The sequence below is a fragment of the Xanthomonas cucurbitae genome (assembly GCF_002939885.1).
GTDB classification, from domain to species: Bacteria; Pseudomonadota; Gammaproteobacteria; order Xanthomonadales; family Xanthomonadaceae; genus Xanthomonas; species Xanthomonas cucurbitae.
Genome location: NZ_MDED01000033.1, coordinates 1 through 18618, shown reverse-complemented (window position 1 = coordinate 18618; position 18618 = coordinate 1). Strand labels below are relative to the sequence as shown.

Annotated in this window: 14 protein-coding genes; 1 reads left to right on the top strand and 13 read right to left on the bottom strand. The window is 67.8% G+C overall.

Features of this window, described 5'->3' with window-relative positions; genetic code table 11:
- Positions 1–109 precede the first annotated feature (109 nt).
- From XcuCFBP2542_RS15370 to XcuCFBP2542_RS15330, 9 genes are all read right to left on the bottom strand, one after another.
- Complete coding sequence (locus XcuCFBP2542_RS15370; protein ID WP_104604589.1) at positions 110–1906, bottom strand: hypothetical protein; 1797 nt, start codon at positions 1904–1906, stop codon at positions 110–112.
- The gene (locus XcuCFBP2542_RS15365; protein WP_170067008.1) at positions 1906–4173 is read right to left on the bottom strand and encodes a hypothetical protein; all 2268 of its coding nucleotides are present in this window, start codon (positions 4171–4173) and stop codon (positions 1906–1908) included. Before XcuCFBP2542_RS15365 ends, XcuCFBP2542_RS15370 begins: the two co-directional genes overlap by 1 nt.
- The gene (locus tag XcuCFBP2542_RS15360; RefSeq protein WP_104604587.1) at positions 4170–5354 is read right to left on the bottom strand and encodes a BatA domain-containing protein; all 1185 of its coding nucleotides are present in this window, start codon (positions 5352–5354) and stop codon (positions 4170–4172) included. The genes XcuCFBP2542_RS15365 and XcuCFBP2542_RS15360 overlap by 4 nt, the downstream gene beginning before the upstream one ends.
- Before the next feature lie 319 nt (positions 5355–5673).
- Positions 5674–6564, bottom strand: a complete 891-nt coding sequence (locus XcuCFBP2542_RS15355; RefSeq protein ID WP_104604623.1) for a DUF58 domain-containing protein — start codon at positions 6562–6564, stop codon at positions 5674–5676.
- Between the two features lie 16 nt (positions 6565–6580).
- Positions 6581–7573: an AAA family ATPase gene (locus tag XcuCFBP2542_RS15350; RefSeq protein WP_104604585.1), complete on the bottom strand. Its 993-nt coding sequence runs from the start codon at positions 7571–7573 to the stop codon at positions 6581–6583.
- A gap of 106 nt (positions 7574–7679) precedes the next feature.
- Entirely contained in the window at positions 7680–8492 is an 813-nt protein-coding gene (locus tag XcuCFBP2542_RS15345) for a DUF4159 domain-containing protein (RefSeq protein ID WP_104604583.1), read from the bottom strand.
- Positions 8489–9823: a TldD/PmbA family protein gene (locus XcuCFBP2542_RS15340; RefSeq protein WP_104604582.1), complete on the bottom strand. Its 1335-nt coding sequence runs from the start codon at positions 9821–9823 to the stop codon at positions 8489–8491. The genes XcuCFBP2542_RS15345 and XcuCFBP2542_RS15340 overlap by 4 nt, the downstream gene beginning before the upstream one ends.
- A gap of 14 nt (positions 9824–9837) precedes the next feature.
- Positions 9838–11472 (bottom strand): TldD/PmbA family protein, encoded by a 1635-nt coding sequence (locus XcuCFBP2542_RS15335; RefSeq protein WP_167526800.1) that lies wholly within the window; start codon positions 11470–11472, stop codon positions 9838–9840.
- 282 nt (positions 11473–11754) lie between these two features.
- Positions 11755–13383, bottom strand: a complete 1629-nt coding sequence (locus XcuCFBP2542_RS15330) for a TldD/PmbA family protein (RefSeq protein WP_170067007.1) — start codon at positions 13381–13383, stop codon at positions 11755–11757.
- Positions 13384–13657: 274 nt separating this feature from the next.
- Between XcuCFBP2542_RS15330 and XcuCFBP2542_RS15325 the strand changes: the two genes are divergently transcribed.
- Positions 13658–14983 (top strand): right-handed parallel beta-helix repeat-containing protein, encoded by a 1326-nt coding sequence (locus tag XcuCFBP2542_RS15325; RefSeq protein WP_104604580.1) that lies wholly within the window; start codon positions 13658–13660, stop codon positions 14981–14983.
- A 15-nt stretch (positions 14984–14998) separates the two neighbouring features.
- Here XcuCFBP2542_RS15325 and XcuCFBP2542_RS15320 read toward each other — a convergent pair whose 3' ends face one another.
- The 4 genes from XcuCFBP2542_RS15320 to XcuCFBP2542_RS19830 all read right to left on the bottom strand — a co-directional run.
- Complete coding sequence (locus XcuCFBP2542_RS15320; protein WP_223214383.1) at positions 14999–16612, bottom strand: hypothetical protein; 1614 nt, start codon at positions 16610–16612, stop codon at positions 14999–15001.
- Positions 16613–16614: 2 nt separating this feature from the next.
- Positions 16615–17511: an RDD family protein gene (locus XcuCFBP2542_RS15315; RefSeq protein WP_104604578.1), complete on the bottom strand. Its 897-nt coding sequence runs from the start codon at positions 17509–17511 to the stop codon at positions 16615–16617.
- A 143-nt stretch (positions 17512–17654) separates the two neighbouring features.
- Positions 17655–18122: a DUF4410 domain-containing protein gene (locus tag XcuCFBP2542_RS15310; protein WP_104604576.1), complete on the bottom strand. Its 468-nt coding sequence runs from the start codon at positions 18120–18122 to the stop codon at positions 17655–17657.
- A 275-nt stretch (positions 18123–18397) separates the two neighbouring features.
- Positions 18398–18618, bottom strand: a 221-nt coding sequence (locus XcuCFBP2542_RS19830; RefSeq protein WP_211293017.1) for a hypothetical protein, incomplete at its 5' end; no start/stop codon positions are given.

The following is an 18618-nucleotide window of genomic DNA, read 5'->3' as shown; positions in this document are numbered from 1 at the left end:
GAAACCGCGTAGCCGCTCCACAAGGGGCTGACGCAGATGCCTTGCTTTTTCGCAGTTGCTGCACCCGCACGCCCCGCCGTGCGGCGCGTTGGCCGTGCATGTCCAGCGCCTAGCCGGCCTGCTGCGCTGTTGCGCTGCGCCACCGCTCCAACCACCACAGCAACGTGGCAGCGAGCACGAACCCCAGCCACCATGGCCAGCGCGGACCAGGCTGCGGTGTGGCGTGTGCTGCGTGTGGCGCTGCGCCGGTGTTGACCAGCGCCAGCGTGGCGTGGCGTTGCGTGTTGGCGAACAGGGCGGGTGCATCGGTGGGCGTGCGGATGTACAGCGCGCCGCGGCGCTGGCCGTCCTGCCAGCGATACCAGCCGGCCTGCGCGGGCCACAGGCCGGCGCAGGCGGCGGCACCGGTGTCGGGCGCTGGCAGCAGCGGCTGGGTGTGGCCGTCCGGTGCCTGCAGCCGCGCTGCCGTGCCCAGTGCGCAGATGGCGATGCGTTGGTCGCGCCACCCTGTGCGCAGCGGAGCGTGCGCGCGTGGCTTGGCGCGGGCCAGCGTGGCCAGCGTCTGGCTCCAGAGCGCGGCGTGCAGGGCGGGGCGAGCGCCCAGCACCAGCCGATAACTGTCGGTAACCGCGATCAGGCCGATGCGCCCGCGCCCCAGCGCGCGCCACCAGGCGTAGGGCGTGCCATCGGCGGCGCGCTGCAGGGCGACGGCATCGGCATCGGCAGGTGCCAGGGCGCGGCGTTCCAGTGCGGGCACGGCCGGTGCGGTGGTATCGGCGGGCGTGGCTGGCGGCCGGCCCGCATCCGCAGCGGTAGGCGGCTGGGTTGGCACAGATGCAGCACCGACCCGCATCGGTGCGGCGGCGCCATCGCCACGCACGGGCAGGCCGAGTTCGGCCATTGCGTTGCGCTGCGCGGCGTCGGGCGGGCCGCCCAGGCGCAGCAGCAGGCCAAGCCCGCGTTCCACTGCTGCGCGCAGGGCACCGCGTTGCGTGCGCGATAGCGCGGCCAGCGCGCGTTCGTCGACGATCAGCAGGTCGCTGCGGTCCAGCGTGGTGGGGTCGAGCGGGCGGGGGGCATCGCCCAGTTGCATGCCGCCGCCGGTGGCGATCTGGGTGTGCAGTTGCAGCCCGGCGTCATGCGCCCAGCGGCGCAGGTACTTGAGTTCGGGCTGTGGCGCGCCGGCCAGGATCCAGAGGCTGGCCGGTGGGCTTTCCACCACCGACACCGGCAGCGTGGCCTGGTCGCGCACATGCTCCTCGGGGCCAAGCACGCGCACCACGAACACGCTGTCGCCAGCGGCACGTACGTTGCCGGTGAGCCGGAAGCGGCCATCGGTGTCGGGTGCGACCAGGTCGACGCGGCGACCGGCCGGATCCAGCAGCTCCAGCCTGGCAGCGCGCAGCCCGCTGATGCGGCCCTGGATCGCCACGTCGCTGCCGGGCGCGGCGAGCGCGGGCGTGTCCAGTGCGCTCAACCCGGGGACGGGCGGCGGTGCGGCGTAGCGCAGCGGCCAGCCACGCGCGGCGTCGCGGTCGCGCGCGGGCAGGCCGGCACCGACGATGCGCAGCCCGGTAGTGCCGGGGTGGCGCCGCAGGGCGGTGGCCAGATCGGGCATGCGCTCGGCCGCACGCAGCGCTGTGGGGGCCTCGGGCAGGGCGATGACGGTGTCGCCAGCTGCCGCCTGCAAGGCCGGGGCGCCGGCGCCGGCGGTGGCCACCACCAGGGTGCCGGCGGTGCCAGGTTGCGCCGGCGGCAGCAGGGCGCAATACAGCAGCGCCGCGCACACCGGTTGCAGCGCCAGCAGCGTGGCCTTGCGCCAGACCGGCAGGCGCGCGCGGCGCAGCCGCCACCAGGCCAGCAAGGTGATCGCGAGCAGGGCTACCAGCACACCCCAGGCCGGCATCACGGGCGCTCCTGTGCATGCAGCGCATCGAGATAGCGCTGGCCGCCGGCATCGGCGGCCTGGCGCGGTTGCACGGCGGCCGGCGGGCGGACCAGCAGCGGCCAGAGCAGCGCGCGCAGGCGTTGCCGGCACGCGGCGCAGGCGGGGGTGGCACGCAGGGTCTCGACCGCAGCGGCCAGATCCAGCGGGCCGTCGAGGGCGGCCTGGTGTGCGGGGAGCCAGCGCGCAAAGGCGTCCAGCGCGGCGCGATCGCCGGCCGCCGTGGGGTCGTCCAGCGCCTGCCACAACGCCACCGGCTGTGGGTCGGCAATGCTGCGCTCGACCAGCGCATCGGCGCCGCGCACCAGCCCGTCGCGCTTGCCGCGCATGCGCCGGCCGGGGTCGATCGGCGGCAATTGTGTCCCCACCCGCGGCAGGTAGATGCGTTCGGCTTGTTGCACCTGTTTGATGAAGCCCAGCGCCTTGTTGGCATAGGGCAGCGCGCGCTCGGGGTGGCCCTGGCGCAGTTCGCCTTCGGACTGCCACATCTGGTCCAGCGCGGCGCGCAGCAGGGCGCGGGTCTTGGGGTCGAGCAAGGTGGCGGCCTCGGCGTGGTCATGGGTGTGGCCGAATTCGGACAGCACGTCCTGCGCCTGGCCAAAGCCGCTGCGCGTGGTGGGCGCGCCGCCGTGGTCGTGGCCATGGTGATCGTGATCGTCGAGCGCGGCGGCGCCGGCCGGATGTGCGTCGTGATCGTGGTCGTGATCGGCACTGGCAGGTGGGTGGGCCGGCGGTGCGGGAGCATCGGCGGTTGGCAGATCGTCGGCCGGGGCATCGCTGGTGGGCATGGTGTCGGCCGTGGTTGGGCCCTGGGGCGCGCCCTCGCTCTCTTCGCCCAGGAACTGGCCGTAGCGCAGCCGCAGCAGGCGCTGGTCCACGCCGATGGCGTCGGAGCGCTTGAGGTAACTGGCTGCATCCAGGCGCGGTTGTTCCTTCAGCAGCGCCTGCGCGTCGATGATGATCTGGCGCTGGCTGCGGAAGTAGGCCGGCAGGGTGCGTTTGACGCTGGCCTCCAGGCCGGTCGAGGTGCTCGCTTCGGGCGGCGGCCAGCGCAGGATCACGCTGGCGCTGCGGCCTTCCTGCGGGCCGGGCTGGCGGGTGTCGTGGACGATGAGCTGGGCGATCAGGTCCTCACCGGCTTCCATGCCCAGCGCCTGCGGCTGCAGGGTGGTGGCGAAGCGGCGGCGGTTGACCGGGCCGCTGCCGGTGAGGCTGCGACGCTCGGTCGTGAAGGTGATGTTCTCGCCGCTGCCCTGGGCCAGGGTCAGCCGCAGTTCGGCGCTGGCGGCCACCGCGTAGTCGTCGCTGGCTTCGAACTGCAGCGCCCAGCCGCGATTGCCGGTCTGGGCCGGCGTCCACAGCACCAGGCTCTGCTCGGGCGCCAGCACGCGGACCTGCGGCGGGCGGTCCGGCTGCACGTCCAGCCGGTGCAGCCGGCCGTCGGCGGGGGCGCCGTCGATCAGGATGCGATACAGCGCCGGCAGTTCGGCCAGCCAGTGGCCTTGCCACTGGTCGCTGCTGCCTTGCCGGGTCAGCGCGACCAGGCGGCCGTCGCCAAGCCGCAGCGCCACCGTGCGCGGGGCGGGGCTGACCTGCAGCTGCCAGTCCAGCCGGGTGCCGGCCGGCACCCGGGCGTCCAGGCCGGGCAGGCGTGCGGCCGGCAGGCCGGTGTAGGCCGGTGGTGCACTGTGCAGCCGCGCCTGCCGCAGCATGGGGGCGCCGCGCTCGGCACGCGCTGTGGCGAGGCGATCGCCGTTGGCGGCCGATGGTGGCAGTGCGCGCGGCGGCCACAGCAGCAATGCCGCGCAGGCGAATACGCCCAGCAGGCTCCAGGGCCCGGTGCGCCGCCACGGCCAGGCCGGACGTAGATCGCGCGGGCTGCTGCGCAGGCGTTGTTCCAGCCGCTGCCGTTGCAGCGCCTGCAGCGGGCCGAGGCGTTCGCGCGGGAGCAACAGCAGGTCGCTGCTGTCTTCCAGCTCCGGCGCACGGTCCAGCCGGCGGATCAGCCAGGCCTGGTCCAGTCGGCGTGCTGCCCGCAGCGCCACCGCTGCCAGCACCAGCAGGCCCGCAAGCAGGGCGCCTGCAAGCCACCACGGTGCGAGCGCCGCCTGCAGGCGCCAGGCCAGCACCGCCGGCAACAGCGCCAGCGGCAGCCCGAACAGCAGCACGCCGGCCGCCGCTCGCCGGCGTGCGGCCTGCCACGCGCGCTGCAGCTGCGGGGTGCTCATGCCGCCGCGTTCCGGCGTGGGGCGGTGGCCAGCCAGCGCTCCAGGGCGAACAGCAGCAGCACCAGGCCGACCAGCCAGGGCGCCAGCGACTGCGGCGGCAGGTTGAGCCGGATCGCGGCGCCACGCTGCGGTTGCTGGGTCTGCGCCGGTGCGGCGTGCGGGGTGGGCGGTGGCTGCACTGCGGTGCGCAGGCGGGCGGGGAAGTCGGCATCCAGCAGCGCGGGCAATTGCTGCGGTTGCAGCGGGGCGGTCCAGCGCAGCACCCGGCCACGGCCCAGCGCTGCGGCTTCCAGCAGCGGTTCGCCATCGGTCTCGGGTGCCGCTTGCAGTAGGGCGGCGAGTGCGGCCGGAACCGGCGCCTGCGCCTGCAACACCAGTTGCCCACCCGCCGCGGCCCAGGCGATGACCGAGTCTGGCGGGGCGCTGGGCGAGAGCCAGACCACGACCGTGCCGGGCGCCCAGCGCGGCGGCTGCGCGGCCGCCGGCGTGACCACCGGCAGGCGGTCCGGCAGCGCCCAGGCCGCCTGCACGGCGCGCAGATAGCGCAGCGCCGGCATCGCGGTGTCGTCGGTCACCACCTGCAGGTGCAGTGGGGCGGGCGGTGTGGGTGCTGCCAGCGGCGAGTGGCCGGGCAGCACCTGCCATTGCACGGCACGCGCGAGCTGGATGCGCTGCGCATCCAATGCGCCCCATTGCGCGGGCACGATCACGCGGAGCGCCGCCCCGGCCGGCAGACGGGCGTCGAGTTCGCGCAACAGGCTGCCGACCGGCTGCGCGGTGCCCAAGGTCGCGGGGCTGCGGTCAGCGGTATCGGTATTGATCGGCGCAAAGCCCGGCGCCAGCCAGAGCCATTGCGCGTCATCGGCGTGGGGCAGCGCACGCGCGGCGGCCAGATCCACGCCCGGGCTGACGGCGATGCGTGGGCGGCTGTCCTGCCGCTCGCGCAATGCCGGTTCGGCCAGCAGCAGGGCCAGGGCGGCCAGCAGCAGCAAACGCAGCAACAGCAGCGGCCATTCGTCCAAGCGCACCCGGTGGCGCGGGCGCGGCATCGCCCGCAGCCAGCGCAATGCGGCGAAGTCGGTGGGGCGGTGCTCGCTGCGCCGTGCCAGGTGGATCAGCAAGGGCATCAGCAGCGCGGCCAGCGCAGCCAGGCCGGCGGGCAGGAGCAGCAGCAGATTCACCGCACGCTGCCTGCGTGGGCGGAGACGGCAACGGCCACGCGCATGCAACCGCGCGGCGCAGGTAACGGCCGCGGCGTGCCGCGATGTTGCGCAGCCAGCGAGCAGTGGCAAGCCGTCATCGCGCAGACACCGGCGCCGCCAGGCAATCGCGATGCGCGCGTGATGCATGCCTGTGCCGATGCCGATCCCGATGCGGGGCAGCGGCTGTGCAGCGGCTGCCTGCCCACGGCAACGACCGTCGTGGGTTTCCCGGTTGCCGCATCGCCTGCGCCTCTGCGCGCGCGCCGCGGTGGCAGCAAGATCGGGCCTGCACGACTGCTCACCGGGCCGTGCCCTGACCAAACAGTTGGCGCAACGCGGCATCGGCCGGCGCATCCAGGTAATGCACGGCGTGGCGGATGCCAGCCGCCTGCCAGCGTGCCTGGCGCGCGCGCTGGGCATCGGCAAAGCGCTGCAGGTAGTCGGCACGCATGGCCGCACCGTCGCCAAGCAGTTCCTGCCCGGTTTCCGGATCGCGAAAGCGATGGCCGCCGGCGAACGGGAAATCGCGCTCGTCGCAGGTCAGCACCTGCAGCTGCAGCACTTCGCGGCGCGCGGCGGCGAATTTTTCCAGCGCGGCGGCCAGTTCCTCGTCGAATCCGTCGCCGATGGACAGCAGCAAATCATGCGCGGCGATGCGTTCCCACAACGGCCGCAGTGCGTCCAGTCCGGGCCAGCGGCCACCGGCGCGCAAGTTCTGCAAGGCCAGCCACAGCCGGTCGCGTTGGCGGCTGCCGACACCGGCCGGCACCGCGACCAGGCCGCCGCCATGCAAGGCGTAGAGCCCGACACGGTCGCCCTGCTGAAGCGCCACCTCTGCTGCGCAGGCGGCCAGCGTGGCCATCGTGTGCAGGCGGGTGTGCTGCGGCCGTGCGCTGTCGGCCTGGCCGGCCGATGCGGTGGCGTCGAGCAATAGCCATAGCGTCAGCGGGCTTTCGCGCTCGGCTTCGCGGACGAAGAAGCGGTCCGAGCGTGCGTAGAGTTTCCAGTCGATCTGGCGCAGCGCATCGCCCGGTTCGTAGGCGCGGTATTGCGCAAATTCCAGCCCGGCACCGCGGCTGCGGCTGGCGTGCTGGCCAATGCCGTGCGCGCCCTGCGCCTGGCGTGCACGCAGCTGCAGGCCGCGCAGGCGGGTGCGCACATCGGCGGGAATCAGCGACGGCAACGGCATCTGCGCCACGGCCCGATCAGGACGGGAACGGCACGGCGTGCAGCAGCGCGGCGACCACCTCGTCGGCGCTGCGTTGTTCGGCTTCGGCGGCGAAGGACAGCAGCAGGCGATGCCGCATCACCGGCGCGGCCAGCGCCAGCACATCCTCGCGGGTGGCGGCGAGCCGGCCATGCAACAGCGCTCGTGCCTTGGAAGCGAGCACCAGCGACTGGCCCGCGCGCGGGCCGGCGCCCCATTTGATCCACTGGCGCACTGCGTCACTGGCCTGTGGGCCAGGCCGGCTGGCGCGCACCAGGCGGTTGATCCAGGTCAGCAACTCTGCGCCCACATGCACGTGCCGCACATGCTGCTGCAGTGCCTGCACGCTGGCCGCATCCATCACCTTGGGCACCTGCGCGCTGGCCGTGCCGGTGGTCTGGCTGAGGATGTCGCGCTCTTCCTGCTCGCTGGGGTAGTCCACGCGCACATGCAACAGAAAGCGATCCAGCTGCGCCTCCGGCAGCGGGTAGGTGCCGGCCTGCTCGATCGGGTTCTGCGTGGCCAGCACGAAGAACGGCGCCGGCAGCGCATACGTGGTGCCGGCGTAGCTGACGGTGCGCTCGCTCATCGCTTCCAGCAGCGCGGCCTGGGTCTTGGGCGGGGTGCGATTGAGTTCGTCGGCCAGCAGCAGGTTGGTGAAGATCGGCCCTTGCTGGAAGCGGAAATGCCGGTGGCCGGTGCCGTGGTCTTCTTCCAGCAACTCGGTACCCAGGATGTCGCTGGGCATCAGGTCCGGGGTGAATTGCACGCGGCGGAACTGCAGCTCCAACGCCTGGCCAAGCGAGCGCACCAGTAGCGTCTTTCCCAGTCCGGGCGCGCCTTCCAGCAGGCAGTGGCCACCGGCCAGCAAGCCGATCAGCAGCTGCTCCACCACTGCCTCTTGGCCGACCACGGCCTGCGCCAAGGCAGCACGCAGCGCGCCCAGTTGCGAGAGCTGGGCAGTGAGGATGTCGTTGCTGGGGGACGTCATGGGGGAAGTCTCGTTCTGTGGCTGCTGGCGTAGGCGCGCGCTGGCGGGCGATGCGGTGTGACCGATAAAGCGGCATCGCGCGCCAGCGCGCTCCTGCGTGCTGGAGTCAGTTGGTCAAGGCATACATCACGATGTTCACGCCGAACCGGGTGTTGTCTTCGGCCAGAAAGCGCTTGTTGCGCCAGTCGTAATCCCATTCGCAGCCGTAGTCCTTGTTGCTGTAGAGCACCCCCAGCCGGCCGCCGATGTGGATGCCCTTGAGATAATCGTGCACCAGGTCGTCGCCCCAGCCATTGAGTTCGAAGCTGGTGGCTGGCGGGCCATCGGGAAACTTGAAGAACGCGCTGTACAGGCGGTGATCGTTCGGCAGCTTCTGCAACGCGCTCTTGCCGAAGATGGCGCGCATCTGCGCCTCGAACGAGGTGGCGAACAGGCCGTCGATATCGTGGTTGCAATCGTCCACGAAGACGAAGCCGCCGTTGCGCACGTATTGTTCGAAGTTGCCTCGCTCGGCCGGGTTGAACTCCACCAGTTTGTGCCCGGACAGATAGCAGAACGGCGCCTGCAACATGCGCGGATCGGCCAGGTCGATGACATGCTCCTGCGGGTCCACCCGCAGCTGCGTGTAGTCGATCAACGAGGTCAGCAGGTTGGACGGCATGCGCGCATCCACATCCCAATCCCCCGAGTCATAGCGCAGCCGCGTGAACCAGAAATCGTAGTTGCCGGCCGCATGCGCATGCCGCGGCAGCGCCAGTGCCCCGGCGCTGCCGAGCAGCAGGCCGAGGACGTGACGACGCGATGTGGCAGCCGGGAGGGAATCGGGAACCGGCAGCGCTGGCGAACAGTCAGGTTGAGCGGAGCGGCTCTTGCTCCCCCATTCCCGATTCCCCACTCCCGATTCCCGGTTCTCGGTCACACCGCGTCCGACAACGAGGTAAACGTGAAATCGCGCAGCCGCATCGGCGGAATCATCATCACGTAGCTGGATTCATCGTCGGCCACGCGCACCGGCTTGCCCAGCTCGTCGATGTTGTTGAGCATGATGATGGGCGATTCGTTGAAGCGGAAATTCTTCACCGGGTGCTTGATCTGCCCGTTCTCGATGTAGAACGTGCCATCGCGGGTCAGCCCGGTGAGCAGCACGGTCTGCGGGTCGACCATGCGGATGTACCAGGTGCGCGTGACCAGGATGCCCTTGTCGGTGCCGCGCACCAGTTCGGCGATGTTCTTCTCGCCGCCGGCCATCAGCAGGTTGCCCGGCTCGCCCAACGCACGCTTGCCGTTCTTCTGCGCCCAGTAGCGCGAATACTGCAGGTTGGCGATCTTGCCGTTCTCCACGATGGACATCTTCTCGCGCGGCAGGCCTTCCTCGTCCCACGGCAGCACCGCTGCGCGCGCATCCCACGGATCGGCGGTGATGTTCACGCGCGGATCGTAGACCTGTTCGCCCAGCTTGTTGCCGCCTCCCTTCTTGGACAGGAAGCTGCGGCCTTCGTCGGCCATGCGCGCATCGAAGTAGCGCATCATGAAAGAGATCAATCCCGCCGCTGCCGCCGGCTCCAGGATCACCGTGTACTTGCCCGGCTCCAATGCCTTGGCCTCGGCCGAATCGCTGGCCTTGCGCATGGCGACGCGGATGTCCTGCTCGGCCTTGAAGTCGGCTGCATCTTTGAGATTGCGCCCCACCCAGCCCGAGCCGCGGCCATCTTCGGTGCGCACGGTGCAGGTGTAGTCGAAGCGTGCGCCGCGCTGATAGCCGAAGTTGCCCTTGCTGTTGGCAAACGCGGTGAAGCTCTGCCCATCTTCCAGAAAACCGGCCGCGATCAGGCCCTTGCCCTTGCACGGGGCAATCGAATCGGCGGCCACCTGCGCGCGGAACGCCGGGGCCACTGCAGCGGTGGACTCGCTGAAGGTGGGGCTGGGTGCATAGGTCTGCTTGTCGACCGCCGGCATGAACTCCGGATTCTCCGGTGCCAGCCTGGCCAGGTCTTCGGCGCGGCGCACCACGCGCTCCAGCGAGGCGTCGTCGAACGCATTGATGGTGGCCACGCCCACGCGCTTGCCGAACGCCACCTGCACCTGCAGGTCGGTGTTGTCCACGATGCCGCTGGTGGAGACATTGTTGAGCGCAAAACGGATATTGCCGTCGATCGCGCCGCTGAGCGTGGCGGTGCATTCGTCGGCCTTGGACAGCTTGATGACCTTGTCCAGGATGGCTTTGGCCTGCGCTTCGGTAAGGATGCTCATATGGGTTTCTCCTGTCAGCCGAGCGAGCGGGCGGTGCTGATGACGTTGATGCCATCGAAGCGGGCGGTGGACGAACCATGCGAGACCGCCGAGACCTGGCTCGGCTGGCCCTTGCCATCGAAGAACGAACCGCCCAGGCGGTAATCGCGTTGATCGGCCACGGCGCTGCAGGCATTCCAGAATTCCGGGGTACGGATCTGGTAGGCCACGTCTTCGAGCATGCGGGTGATGGCGCCGTTCTTGATCTCATAGAACAGCTGACCACCGAACTGCGCGTTGTAGCGCTGCTGGTCGATGGAGAACGAGCCATCGCCGATGATGTAGATGCCGTTCTCCACGTCCTTGATGACATCGCTCACGCTGAGCTGCGTCTTGCCGGCGGCCAGTGAGACGTTGGGCATGCGCTGGAACTGCACGCTGGACCAGGAGTCGGCGTAGCAGCAGCCATCGGAGGCCGTCTTGCCCAGGATATGCGCCTGATCGCGGATGGCCTGGTAATCCACCAGCTTGCCGTCGCGGATCAGGTCCCATTGCTTGGTCTTCACGCCTTCATCGTCGTAACCCACCGCGCCCAGGCTGCCTGCCTGCGTCTTGTCGGCGAGGATGTGCACCTTGTCGCTGCCGTACTGGAAGCCGGACTTGAGCTTGTCCAGCGTGGCGAAGCTGGTGCCGGCGTAATTGGCCTCGTAGCCGAGCACGCGGTCCAGTTCCAGCGGATGGCCGATCGACTCGTGGATGGTCAGCCAGGTATGCGAAGGGTCCAACACCAGGTCGTACTTGCCGGGCTTCACTGAAGGCGCCTTGAGCTTTTCCTGCGCCTGCTTGGCTGCGGCGATGGCGTCTTCCTTCATATCGTAGGACAGGCCGTAGTTCACCACGCCATTGGGCGAGACGAACTTGCCGGCGGCAGCGCCGTCCAGATACTCGTAGCCCATGCCCATCGGTGCGGACAGCCCCTCGCGGGTACGGAACTTGCCGCTGGCCTTGTCGATGGCGGTCACGCTCATCGGGGCCCAGATGCGGTGCACATCCTGGTCGATGTAGGAGCCGTCGGTGCTGGCGAAATACTTCTGCTCGTTGACCACGAACAGCATCGAGTTGACGAAGTTGGCGCCGGCGGCGGCCGCAGCGGCATTGACGCCCAGCAGCAGGTCCACCTTGTCCTTGATCGGCACTTCCATCGCGTTCTTCTTGATCGGCGTCTTCCAGCTGACCTCGCCCACGCCGGGTGCGGGCGCCAGCTGCACCGGCGTGCCCTGCACCCTGGCGTTGGCCTTGGCGATGGCCACTGCCTGCGCCGCTGCCTTGGCCACGCCCTGTTCGGTGAGCTCGTTGGTGGCGGCAAAGCCCCACGCGCCGCCCACGATCACGCGGATGCCCGTGCCGATGGACTCGGCGTTGACCACGTTCTGCACCTTGTCTTCGCGGGTAATCACGAACTGCCGCAGATAGCGCCCGATGCGCACATCGCAGTAACTGGCGCCGGCCTGCCGCGCGGCGTTGAGGCCGGCGTCGGCCAGGCGCTTCTTGCGGCTCACATCGAAGGGTGTCAACAACTGCTCGGCGGCAATCGCGTTGCCGAAGTAGGCGGGCAGGACGAGCCCGCCCATGGTCAGCCCACTCAGGGCCAGGAAATCACGTCGCTGCACGGGCAACTCCCAATCGTCGCGCACGCTGCGCGGGTGGTGTAGTGACGCGCGGATGGCACCCGCACGGTATCCCCGATTCTTGCCGGGCGATGAATGCCGCGTCAAATGACTTTCGGCAGGGGTGTGGGCGAGTGCCCCTGCCCGGTGCCACGGCACGGTACCAGGGCGTGCCGGGCGGCAGTCGTGCCGCTCACTGCACACGGCCCGTGTCGGCAGGCCGGCACGGGCTGGTCGGTGTGGACACCCGTGGCGGCGCGACCGGCGCCCGCGTGTGGCGTGCGCTCACCCCAGCGCGCGCGCGGTGTTGATGACGTTGATGCCGTGAAAGCGCGTGGTGGAGGCACCGTGCGACACCGCCGACACCTGGCTGGGCTGACCCTTGCCATCGAAGAACGAGCCACCCAGGCGGAAGTCGCCTTCGTCGCATACCGCGCTGCAGGCGTTCCAGAATTCCGGCGTGCGGATCTGGTAGGCGCCGTCTTCCACCAGCCGCGTGACCTGGCCGTTCTTGATCGCGTAGAACAGTTGCCCGCCGAACTGTGCGTTGTAGCGCTGCTGGTCGATCGAATACGAGCCGCGCCCGTGGATATACAGCCCGCGCTCGACGTTGCGGATCATCTCGGCCACTGCCAGCGGCGTCTTGCCCGGCGCCAGCGAGACGTTGGGCATGCGCTGGAATTGCACGTTCGACCAGGAATCGGCGTAGCTGCAGCCATCCGAAGCGGTCTTGCCCAGCAGGTGCGCCTGGTCGCGGGTGCATTGGTAATCGACCAGGATGCCGTCCTTCACCAACTCCCATTGTTTGGTCTGCACGCCCTCGTCGTCGTAGCCCACCGCGCCCAGGCTACCCGGCCGGGTCTTGTCGGCGACAAAGGTCACCGCGTCGCTGCCCCACCGGAACTTCGCATCGCGCTTGTCCAGCGTAGCGAAACTGGTGCCGGCGTAGTTGGCTTCGTAGCCCAGCACGCGATCGAGTTCGAGCGGATGGCCCACCGACTCATGGATGGTGAGGAACAGGTTGCTCGGGTCGATCACCAGATCGTACTTGCCCGCTTTCACCGACGGTGCGGTGAGTTTGGCGCGTGCCTGCTTGGCGGCGGCGATGGCATCTTCGCGGGCGTCGTAGCTGTTCCCATAACCGACAAGCCCGCCCGGCAGCGCATGCTTTTCGCGCGGATCGCCATCCAGGTATTCGTAGCCCATGCCCATCGGCGAAGACAGCCCGTCGCGGGTGCGGAACGTGCCGCTGGCCTTGTCCACGGCGGTCACGGTGAACGGTAGCCATAGCCGGTGCACGTCCTGGTCGATGTAGGACCCATCGCTACTGGCGAAATACTTCTGCTCGTTGATGGCGAACAGGCGCGACGCCACGAAGGTGGCGCCGGCATTGAGCGCGGCCGCATTGACGTCCATCAACAGCGCCACCTTCTCCTGCAATGGCACCTCCATCGCGTTCTTCTTGATCGGCGTGCGCCAGCGCACCTCGCCTGCCGGCGTCACCGGTGCCAGCTGCACCGGCGTACCGCCCAGCCGCGCATTGGCCTTGGCAATCGCCACCGCCTGCCGCGTGGCTGCGGCCACCCCATCGCTGGTCAGCGTGTGGGTGGCAGCGAAGCCCCAGGCGCCATCGGCCAGCACGCGCACGCCCACGCCGCTGGATTCCGCGTTGACCACGTTGTCCACCTGCGCCTCGCGGGTCATCACGAATTGGCGCAGGTAGCGGCCAACGCGCACATCGCAATAGCTGGCGCCAGCGGCCTTGGCGGTGGTGAGCGCGGTATCGGACAGGCGTCGGTTGCGCGCCGCATCCACCGGCGCGAGCAGGTGGTCGGCCGCGATCAGCCGCGTGTTCGGCAGCAGCATGCCGGCGGCCCCGATGCTGGACAGGGTGAGGAAGGTACGACGGTCCACGTGCGGTCTCTCCAATCAGTGCGCGCAATGCAGCAGATGCACGCTAGCAGCCGAGCCTTACCGCCCATGCCGGTTTGGTCAAGTGCCGCCGCCCGACCGGCCCAGCGTACAGCCCCCCATGCAGAGGGGAATTGCCGTTGCAGTAAGCGAACCCGAGCGCTTGTGGCCGCACGCGTGCGCCGTTAGTTTTGCCGTCCATAGCCGCCTTGCTGCGCTGCGTTTGGTGCCGCCGTTGCAGCGCGTGCGCCGTCCATATCACTTTGGGGGAAACGTGATGAAAACCACCGCTCGCTGCGTCGTGGCGGCGCTTATTGTCCTTTCCGGCATGTTGCCGCTGGTGAGCGCCGCTGCCGACTGGTATGTATCGCCGACCGGCTCGGACAGCAACACCGGCACGCGTGCGCGGCCGTTCGCCACCGTGATGGCCGCGCAGGCCGCAGCGGCCAGCGGCGATACCGTCTACCTGCGTGGCGGCACCTATCGCCTGACCACGGCCAACATCACTGCGGTTCGGCAGCCCTACGCGATCGTCAACGACATCACCAAGGACGGCATCGCCTACGTCAGCGCCGATGCCGAGCGGCCGGTGTTCGACTTCACTGCGGTGACTCCGGCGGACCAGCGCGTGGCAGCATTCCGGATCAAGGCCAGCCACTGCACCTTCCGCGGCTTCGAGGTGACTGGCGTGCGTATCACCATCGCCGACCGCCTGACCCAGTCGGAGGCGTTCCGGGTGGAAGGCGGCAACGGCAATCTGTTCGAACGTCTGGCCATCCACGACGGCCAGGCGATCGGCTGGTATCTGGTGGCCGGCAGCAATAACCGCGTGCGCAATGTCGATGCATACAACAACAAGGGGTTGAACAGCTTTTCCTACGGCAATATCGATGGCTTCGGCGTGCACCCCGCAGCGGCCGGCAGCACCGGCAACAGCATCGAAGGCAGCCGAGCCTGGAATAACAGCGATGACGGGTTCGACCTCATCAATGCCTGGGAAGCGGTGACGCTGCAGCACAACTGGTCGTTCCGCAACGGGTTCGACGTGGACGGCACGCTGCTGGGCGATGGCAATGGCTTCAAGGCAGGCGGCTACGGCCGCAACGGCAGCGCCTATCCGCAACCGGTGCCGCAGCACCGCATTGCCTTCAACCTGGCGGTGGACAACCGCAGCAACGGGTTCTATGCCAACCATCAGATCGGCGGGCAGACCTGGATCAGCAACACCGCCATCAACAACGGCCGCGCCAACTTCGACATGCTTTCCACGCTGGCGGACAACCGCACCGACGTGCCTGGTTACGCGCACACCCTGGCCAACAATCTCGGCTATGGCGCAAAGGTCGAAATCGCCAACCTGGGTGCGGCCAGCGCCAACACCATCGGGCGCAACTCCTTCACCCTACCGCTCAACGCCACTGCGCGCGACTTCGTCAGCCTGGACGAGCGCCAGCTCACCCGCCCGCGCCAAGCCAACGGCAATCTGCCGGTCGTCAGTTTCGCAACACTGGCCCCGGGTAGCGCGCTGATCGATGCCGGCGCCGATGCCGGCGAAGCCTTCAACGGGCGCGCACCAGACCTGGGCGCGTTCGAAACGCAGTAGTCCGCGCGCCAGCGCTCATTCGAAATACAGTGAGCGCAGTGCGCGCAGCGATGCGGCCGCTTGTGGAGCTGGCCGGGACAACGTTTCCTGATAAAGCTGCGCTGTCGCTCCACAGCGCCATAGCGGCGACGACGCTGCCCAGTTGAACGTTGCCTTCTGCGAGGCCACCCGTTCCCAGAACAGCGCGTTGTAGCGGACCTGGACGGCATTTCTGGCTGTTTCTGGCACATCCTGCTGCGGCTGCTTGAGCGATGCTGCTTCGACCAGATCGGCAAGTAGTTCGCGCACGCGTGCGTGGGTTCTCTGGTCTTGTAAGCGGGCGTCGTTATTGAGCAATGCGTTACATTGCGCCTTGTTGCGCGTGCGTGCGGCGTGCTCCCAGAGTGCGGCGGTGCCTTGCCCCCAACGCACCAGGTCGGCGTCGGACGATCGCCCAAATGCAAAGGCATTCAGTTCGATGTAGAGCCTGCGCAGCCAGGCAATTGCAATCTCCTTGTCTTTAGCGAGCAAGGCCTGCCGGATCGCGGGCGCACGCTGCAGAACCGGGTCCGGCTGCTTGTCCGCGTAGGCCAGGTAGGCACGCCAGGTTGCATCGCTTGCGTTCATCTGATGAAGCGCGCCAGCCATGGCAAGGGCCGCTGGTGTCGCTTGTCTGCCCTGGGCATCCACCACCCGCAGACTTACGCCGCTGTCGATGAGTTCGATGGCATCGACCCACGCGACCGACGTCGGAGGGGTATGACTGCGCTTGGAGAGCAGATCCGGCCCAAATCCGGCCCGCAGCAAAATCTCGCGCGACTGCGTCTCTACGTGTTGCAGCGCAGACTCCCGCCACTCTTTGGGCGATCTGCTCGGTGTCGAGGTCTGATGCAGGCCGATGGACCCATGCAGGCCCAACTCCGGTGCCGGTGACGCAGCCCATAGCAGGGTGCAGGCGCTGGCGCAACGGTCATCGACGCGCACCACCAGTTCACGGGCACGCACGATCTTCGCCACTTCCAGCGCATCTTCGACCAGGCCACCACCGCTAAGAATGTCGATCCGCTGCAGGTGTGGCGCCTGCGCAATGGCTGCCTTGAAGTCCGGGACGAAATTCGCCGAGATGAACCCATCGATACGTAGCACGCGCTTGTCTGCGCTGAGTCGCATGCGGGCATCGGTCTCCTCGTGGCGGATACGATCATTTTCGATCTGCTGAAACAGCAGTGTGGCGATCAATGGCAGTGCCGATATCAGCAACCAGACCGACGTCCAGGCAGGGGAGGTGCCGTAGCCGGGGTCGCGCTTGACCGCAACGCCGAGCACGGCCGCTGTCAGCAGCAGCGAGACGGCAAACAGGCCCAGGTGCCACGCAAGCGGCAGTGGGGGTGGCCCGGGCGCGTGCATCCCCCACAGCGGCAATGCAACGCCCAGTGCCAGGCAGCCGATCAACGCGGCGATGCCGCATACACGCAGCCACGGTGTGCGGCGCGGACTCCAACGACGGCCGAGCGATGTCCAACTCGGCTCGCCAGGGCACCAGGACATCGTGTCCGGCCGATACTGGCCATGCTCGAATTCCGCCTTGACCCGGCTGATTTCCCTTGCGCCCAGATAGCCGCGCCGGTCGCGTAAATGGAGTGATTGCATGTCTATTTCAGCCAGCGTAATAGGGCTACCAGCGCCAGTGCAGTGATCCCTGCCACAACGTACAGGCCTGTTTGCCACCGGCCGGTAGGCCGATGCGTGACGACCCAGCCTGGCTTGCTGTCCCAGGAGGTGCTTCCCGCATTGATGAGATGTACCAGTGCAAATAGCTGTACAACCATGTTGATCGGCGGTAACCCCAGCCCCATGCCGAAGACGAATATCCGCCCCTCGCGGCAAAAGGCATCCGCCACGCCCAGCGCATAGCCGTCAGGACGCAGGACCCTGATCCCGAACAACCACTTGCCGGGACTACTGCCGCAAAGCCCGATCCAGATTGCGAGCATCGCCACCAACAAGAGTGTCGTCAGCATGCCTGACACCAGTGGCCTGCTTATCAACGGATAGACCAGTGACGAATACAGCGGCGGGCTCACGGTACCCACCACCATGCCGATGGCAAACCACAGCAGCATCCCCAGCGCGAGCGAATCGAAACTACGCGCAAAATATCGGCGCCACGGGTGCGGCCGCACGTCCTGCCAGCCATCGGCATACACATGCAGCGGCGGTGCATCGGCGGGTAACACCTGTGGCACACGGCTCATCGGGGCGAGGAAGTCGCCGGAACCGAAATGGGGGTTCGCCCGGCGATCCTTGGTGACCAGCCTTTCCGGCAAGGGCTGCGGTTCTGGGCCGGTGACTGGAAGTTCAGGCGGCGCGGAGTGGAACAGGGAGCAGGTTGCGTACGCTTTCCAGTCGGCCATGCCTGCTGTCCACATCAATGTGTCCGGGCGCAGGCGCCCTTCTGCAAACCATGCCTGTATCTCCAACCGTGTTCCGCCCACCGCGCCGCCATTTTCCTGGGCGTACCAGTACTGCTCCATCCCGATGGGTGACATGACGGCCTTCTGTTGGTGGAATGGTGACGGCACGTGTCCGTCGCACGAGTGCTGCAAACACCAGCGGGATGCAGCGACAGCACCGCGCGTCAGTGCATGCGGTGACGGCTTGCACGCAGCCCTGCCGTTCTCACCCGTGGGTGCTATCGCATATGCGCCAGGCGTTCGACGATCTCTTCTGCATGGGTTTCGATCAGGCCTTCCGACGTGCCCCAGGCGGTGCTATTGGTCGACTCCACATCGAAGGCAGCCACGGTCTTGCCAGCATCCTTGACCTCGATCGAGGTCTTGACCTTGTCGCGTCCGGCCATGATGCCAGCCCAGAACCGTGCGCCATTGCTGCGCATGTAGTAATGGGTCACGCGGATGTCCAGTTGGCGTGCCCCCGGCGCTCCCTGCGTGCCACGGAGTTTGGCTTCGACCAACTTGGCATCGAGCTGTCGCCGAAACATGGCCAGGCTGGCTGCATCGGTATCGTCGTTACCAGTGATCTGATACCAGTATGTGGTGGCAGCGTCGGCCTTGTATGACTGACGTACCACGCTGTTGGTAGAGCAAGCGCACAGCAAGGAGGCGCCCATCAGCGTGAGTGCGCAGGCCATCTTCTTCATGTCGTCCCCTGTGGAATCCATTCGAACCAGCCGATTGCCAGCTGGCTGCGAAGCGTAACAAGTCCCGGCGCCAGTGAATGTCGGGAGAATTCCGACAATGCGAAGCGCGGGGATATAACCAACGCGGTCAAGGGCGTCGCCGATGCGGTCACTCAGCACCTTCGCATACAACCCGAAGGCCGTAGTCGATCACAGTTCAGTACAAGCGAGACGATTTGTCGGGTGCCAATACGGCTGCTGCATTATTTCTGTTGCGCAAGATGAAGCACAGATCGTTATTCGCCATTGCTGCATGGTTGAATCCATTGCGAAAGTGACAGAACGTCAAGTGCTGTACGCGGATGCGACAGCATGGCGAGCTGCGCCGGCCGGAAGGCGGATCGGGATTCGAAATGCGGCTTTAAGGACGCTCTGAACAAAGCAGCCTGATCTGCGACAATTAACCGACGACCCAAGCGGACGATTTCGATGCAACTGAGCTTTGGCGACGCGGAGT